At 35.0% G+C, this 6185-nt stretch carries 6 protein-coding genes; 4 read left to right on the top strand and 2 right to left on the bottom strand.

Annotated features, from left to right (window positions below; genetic code table 11):
- The 4 genes from EKM05_RS08530 to EKM05_RS08515 all read left to right on the top strand — a co-directional run.
- Window positions 1-256, top strand: a 256-nt coding sequence (locus EKM05_RS08530) for a T9SS type A sorting domain-containing protein (protein WP_148103968.1), incomplete at its 5' end; no start/stop codon positions are given.
- A gap of 334 nt (window positions 257-590) precedes the next feature.
- Entirely contained in the window at window positions 591-1184 is a 594-nt protein-coding gene (locus tag EKM05_RS08525) for a hypothetical protein (protein ID WP_370275753.1), read from the top strand.
- 144 nt (window positions 1185-1328) lie between these two features.
- Window positions 1329-3782 carry a triacylglycerol lipase gene (locus EKM05_RS08520; RefSeq protein ID WP_126554597.1) on the top strand — a complete coding sequence of 818 codons (2454 nt, stop codon included), beginning with the start codon at window positions 1329-1331 and terminating at the stop codon, window positions 3780-3782.
- On the top strand, window positions 3755-4492 hold the full coding sequence (locus tag EKM05_RS08515) for a T9SS type A sorting domain-containing protein (RefSeq protein ID WP_126554595.1): 738 nt from the start codon (window positions 3755-3757) through the stop codon (window positions 4490-4492). The genes EKM05_RS08520 and EKM05_RS08515 overlap by 28 nt, the downstream gene beginning before the upstream one ends.
- A 172-nt stretch (window positions 4493-4664) precedes the next feature.
- On the opposite strand, the gene EKM05_RS08510 is transcribed toward EKM05_RS08515, so the two are convergent.
- A complete protein-coding gene (locus EKM05_RS08510; protein ID WP_126451773.1) occupies window positions 4665-5426 on the bottom strand; it encodes an ABC transporter ATP-binding protein in 762 nt (253 codons plus the stop codon).
- Complete coding sequence (locus tag EKM05_RS08505) at window positions 5423-6172, bottom strand: ABC transporter permease (protein ID WP_126451774.1); 750 nt, start codon at window positions 6170-6172, stop codon at window positions 5423-5425. Before EKM05_RS08505 ends, EKM05_RS08510 begins: the two co-directional genes overlap by 4 nt.
- Window positions 6173-6185: the final 13 nt, after the last annotated feature.

The raw sequence follows: 6185 nt of genomic DNA, 5'->3' as shown, positions 1-6185 counted from the left end.
ATCTTCATGGTATACTATATATCCTAACCCATCAAGTGATTTTGTAAATATTGAGTTAAGAGATCAAAGTATGAAGCCTGTTACAAACTCAAAAATCATTGCCGAACTGTATGATTTGATGGGACACAAAAAAGCAAAGGTCGAAATTGTCAATAATATTGCAACAATAAATGTTGCCGGATTACCAAAAGGGATTTACGTCCTGAATATAAATATCGATGGGCAAATAGAAGGGCATCAGGTGATTGTTGAATAGAGTTTATAAATTCATTCTAAATAATAGCGGTTTTAGGACAATCCTAATTACCGCTATTTTTTTTGTGTATCAGGTACTTTAGTTGATTGATTTTCATTTTTAAAAATCAATAATGAGGTCTCTTTGCAATTAGAAATTGCAAAATAAAGAAGTATAGCATTAAACGTATTGTTTTACTCTTTCAAATACGCTTCCCGTACTTTTTTGAATAAACAAAGATTATAATCACTTGATTAGTAATTGCTTTTTCATGCATGCAAATGTGAAACTTGTATTTTCATGTAAATTTTATCTTATATTTACTGTATGGTCTCAACTTTACAAAAACAGTTCCATTATGAAACACACAATCTTATCATTTTTATCCGTTTTTTTATTAAATGGATGCGACAACGAAGCACAGTTTAACCCGCAATTACCGGCCATAACCCAAATAGGAGCTAATACTTTTGGGGCTATTATTAACGGACAAATTATGGTACCCCGAAACAGTCAAGGTTATATACCGCCTGGAAGCACACATTATGCTGTGAATTACTTAACATCAAATGATTGGGAACAAATACAAGCGGGTGATGCAAAAACAAATAGAGGATATATTTATATATATATAGAAAATAATGAGAAACAATATCCTTTAAAAGTTAATAGCTACATAGTTGGTAATAGTAACGGAGCTAGAGAACATGAATTAAGCGAAAATACACTAATCACTGCAATTATTTATGATTCAAAAGGAGTTCAAAAAAAATACTTATCCGTCGCTGATACTGGAAGCATCAATATTACCCGAAGTGATATTGATATTATTTCTGGAACATTTTCGTGTAAACTTAAATCTGAAGAAAACCCTAACAACATTATAGAAATTAAAGAAGGTCGCTTTGATTTTACTAAAAACACCATTAATTCCACAAACTTTAATTAAAACTGTAAGATAGAAATGATTTTATACAATGATAAAAAATTATCAAAAATTTTTATCAAACTAAATCATTGTTCTCCCTACAACAAGGGGAAGAATTTTTATTACCAAACATAAATTTGTAAAAACAAATAAACAAACAGAAAATTGAAAAAAACACTACTTTTAATTGCCGGATTGTATTTTACAAATCTACACGCACAGTTGCCCACAGTACAACAATATCAAGCCCAACAAAGCAGTGGTTGGCAAACGGCGCTTTCAACACTCAAAACCGATAGTCAATACACTACCGATTTAGAAATGCTGTACGACAAAGTAACTCCTTTTGCAGGTTTGTATGCTTATAATGAAACGGATAACAATGCTTCTAACGCTCAGCATTTTAAACAAGCTTTGTCAGAACTATATAGAGCCTCTGATAAATTAAAATTTGAATCATCAGAAATCTTACAAAACAGACTTAAAGCACATTATGAATTACAAAGAACTGCTCGAACACAACCTTATTATTCAACCATAGTAAAAGTAGGGATTATTAACACTGCAATAAGCTACTTAAATTACAACGAAGAATTCCCGAATGATGGCGGTGTAAAACTGATTAATGGGGTTTATGTTCCTGCAAACAATTTACCCCCTTTTATACAAAAGCAAGTAACGATTGTATCTCCGCTTGAGGAGTTAATACTTACCCCCGCCAATAATGTTACCTACCAGTTCAATACCAGTGAAATCTATCAGTGGGGCGACAAACAAATAACTACTATGACCGCCGATTTTGGCGATGGAGTAACCCGAACCCTATTGCAAAACCAACAATGGATGCAAAATACCATTACCATTAATTATCCCACAGTAAATGAAAATAAGTTGCTTAAATTTAACATAACCTATACCGACGGTTCTACACTTACTACCTATGCTGGTATAGGAATAGGGAGCGATGCCTCGGTAAATAGTTTGACAGCCCGTGGCACTTCGGGACTAATGCGTCATAATTCCACAATTGCTGACAGTAATGGAGCAATAGGGCAACTGGAATACCGCATTTTTTATGGCGACCAAAACTCCAACAATGTACTTAAAAAACCTTTCATCATTGTAGATGGTTTTGACCCTGGAGATATAAGAAGAATTCTAGAAGATGATTGTGCCACTGACCCTAACTGCATAAAAGCCAATAAAGATTGGGGGACAAAAACCTATGAGTCAGTATCTTTTTTGATGAAATATAATAATCAAGATAAAGATTTAAAAGCACAACTAACTGCCTTAAACTACGATGTGATAATTGTTAATTTCCCTACTTACACTAACAATCTAGGGCAGGTTATTGATGGAGGAGCAGATGATATTTTTAGAAATGGCAGAACGGTGACCTCGTTTTTACAGAAAATAAATCAAGACATTAAAACCAATGGAAGTACCGAAAAATTAGTAGTTGTTGGTCCAAGTATGGGCGGTCAAATTACACGTTATGCACTGGCTTATATGGAGAAAAAACATCAAGAAACCAATGATGTTATTTGGAACCACAACACCCGTCTATGGGTAAGTATGGATAGTCCGCACCAAGGAGCAAGCATACCACTTGCCACACAAGCGGATTTGTATTTTTTAGGGGAACTATTGGGCAAAGATGACGCCAAAAGTAAATACAGAGATGTAATCAATTCTAAAGCAGCACGACAAATGTTGTTAACCATTGCAGGTGCTGGGAGTAATTTTTACAACACCCAACACGACACTTATAACCAAGAATTAATCGCAAGCGGTGTTGCTAACAGTAAAGGGTATCCTGTACTAAATGGAATTCGAAAAATTGCTATTGCTAACGGATCGTTAAGTGGAGCAAAAAATGTTAATCCTTCGGAAAAATTTTATGAAATAGTAGCGTTGGCTAAACTACGTTCTATCTTAACATTTGGGATACGAATTGCGAAAGTTCCTGCATTTCGAATTAACAACTGGTTTATGCCCGATAAAAATTCGACATCTATGTTACTTCAAAATTACTCGAAAGCACCAGAGGGGGCTATTTCCTGGAATCTTACAAACAATTTATGGATGGGAAGTTTAGATGCTGTACCTGGGGGTAGCTTTAATGCTGCCGATGATTTAAAAAGGGAAGTTTACAATGAGCTCGAAGGAACTAATGCTTTTAGTTCTCCTTACGGATTATTTCCTTATTTGTGGACAGGTGAAAGACTTATAGTTGAACAGAGAATCCCTAATAGTGTTGATATAACTATAGCCCCTCAGGCTTTCATTCCTACTCATTCTGCTCTAGACACTAATGGATTTTCTGACTGGTACCAGCCTATTGATAAAAATTTAGTATGCACTAATCAAACACCATTTAATAGTTTTTATGGAGAAAGCACCAATATGGGACATATTACTTTTACAGATAAAATGGTAGATTGGTTGCTAAAAGAATTAGCGGGACAGCCACAAATCCCATCATTTCCAGTCCAAGCTAATCAACTAACGGGTGCTTCAACAGTTTGTTTAAACACAAATTCAACTTATCAATTTATTGATATTTGCAGAGTGCCAAGTGCTGCAACTTGGACAGCGAGCCCAAAATTCAAATAATAAGCTCGACAGCTTACGGTGTAATTATTAGTGGTTTGTCGAGTGGGAATGGAATTATTACAGCAACTTTTCAAAATGGTTTGACGGTAACCAAAACTATTTGGGTGGGTAAACCTAGTTTTCCAACATTTTTAAAAGGACCAACCACAGTCACTACTGGAGCATTGGTAAATTATAGTGGCGGTACTTCTCAAGGGGCGACTTCTTATGAATGGTGGCTACCTTATCCGTATGATACTGTAAATACGTTTGATTATTTTGGTCAGAACTGGCAAAAATTGACGAATTATAGTGATTCAAATTCAATTCAGGTTTTTACAGGTTACGCCCAGAATGCGGGTTTAGTACAATTTATGGGTAAAAATGCCTGTGGTTGTGGTGGGGCAAAAACAATACAGGTAAGTCATGGCTCAGGTGGTGGAGGTCAAATACCACGAATGGCTAATCCAGAAGGATCTTCATGGTATACTATATATCCTAACCCATCAAGTGATTTTGTAAATATTGAGTTAAGAGATCAAAGTATGAAGCTTGTTACAAACTCAAAAATCATTGCCGAACTGTATGATTTGACGGGACACAAAAAAGCTAAGGTCGAAATTGTCAATAATATTGCAACAATAAATGTTGCCGGATTACCAAAAGGGATTTACGTCCTGAATATAAATATCGATGGGCAAATAGAAGGGCATCAGGTGATTGTTGAATAGAGTTTATAAATTCATTCTAAATAATAGCGGTTTTAGGACAATCCTAATTACCGCTATTTTTTTTGTGTATCAGGTACTTTAGTTGATTGATTTTCATTTTTAAAAATCAATAATGAGGTCTCTTTGCAATTAGAAATTGCAAAATAAAGAAGGATAACATTGAACGATTGTTTCACTCTTTCAAATACGCTTCTCTTACTTTTTTGAATAAATTAGAGGAATAAACAAAGGCAACGACAGCCTCATTATCGGTTCTGAAAATTTCTTCTTTGTTTCCTTCCCACGCTTTTAAGCCATCTTTTAAGAATAGAATTTTCTCTCCAATTTCCATCACGGAGTTCATATCATGTGTATTGATAACCGTTGTGATGTTATATTCTTCTGTAATTTCTTTAATCAAATTATCAATTAATATAGCGGTATTTGGATCTAAACCAGAGTTAGGTTCATCACAAAATAAGTATTTGGGGTTGTTTACAATGGCGCGGGCAATAGCAACGCGTTTTTGCATTCCTCCTGAAATTTGCGAAGGGAGTTTTTTATGGGCGTCAGTAAGATCGACTCTTTTTAATACAAAATCTACGCGCTGCTGAATTTTTGCTTTATTGTCTCTAGTGAACATTTTTAATGGGAAGCCAACATTTTCAGCTACAGTCATGGAATCAAATAAAGCACTTCCTTGAAAAACCATTCCAATTTCAGTGCGAAGTTCTCGTTTTTCGTCAGACGTTAATTCCGAGTAAATTCGGCCATCAAATGAAATTGTTCCAGATTCCGGAGTATGAATGCCTAAAAGACTTTTGAGCAAAACTGTTTTTCCGGATCCACTTTGTCCAATAATTAAATTGGTTTTTCCGGTTTCAAAAACCGTAGAAATACCTTTAAGAATTTTATTTCCACCAAATGATTTTTCTATGTTTTGTACTTCTATCATGATCCTAGTAACAACTGTGTTAGTATATAATTGAATAGTATTATGGAAACTGATGTCCAAACAAAAGAAACGGTACTGGCTTTACCTACTTCAAGCGCACCACCCTTCATATAATAGCCATGAAAAGAGGGGATTGTGGCCAGTAACATGGCAAATATCAGTGTCTTTATGAATGCATAAACAATGTGGTACGGAATGAAATCCATCTGTGTGCCATTTATAAACTCAGTACTAGAGATAAAACCACCATAAACTCCTGCCATCCAGCCTCCCAGAACTCCCAGAAACATGGCAATTCCTATTAAGAATGGGTATAATAATAAGGCGATTATTTTAGGAAAAACCAAGTAATTTAAGGAGTTTACACCCATCACCTCTAAGGCATCAATTTGTTCGGTAACCCTCATGGTTCCTATACTGGAGGTAATAAACGAACCCATTTTTCCGGCCATAATCACGGAGATAAAAGTGGGTGCGAATTCTAATATTACGGATTGTCGTGTCGCAAAACCGATAAGATATTTTGGAATTAATGGGTTAGTTAGATTTAAAGCAGTTTGTATAGCAACTACACCTCCAACAAAAAAAGAGATAAAGGCAACAATACCAAGAGAGTCAATGATTAGGTCATCAATTTCCTTGAAAATTAAATTTCTCATCACAGACCATTTGGTCTGTTTATTAAAAATTTCTCTCAGCATTAGGAAGTATCTTCCTATCTGTGTTATATATCGAATGAGCATCATAAGTTTTGCGAAT

The organism is Flavobacterium sp. GSP27, assembly GCF_003970395.1.
Lineage (GTDB): Bacteria > Bacteroidota > Bacteroidia > Flavobacteriales > Flavobacteriaceae > Flavobacterium.
Note: the sequence above shows the minus strand (reverse complement) of the source record. Positions and strands in the feature narration are given on the sequence as shown.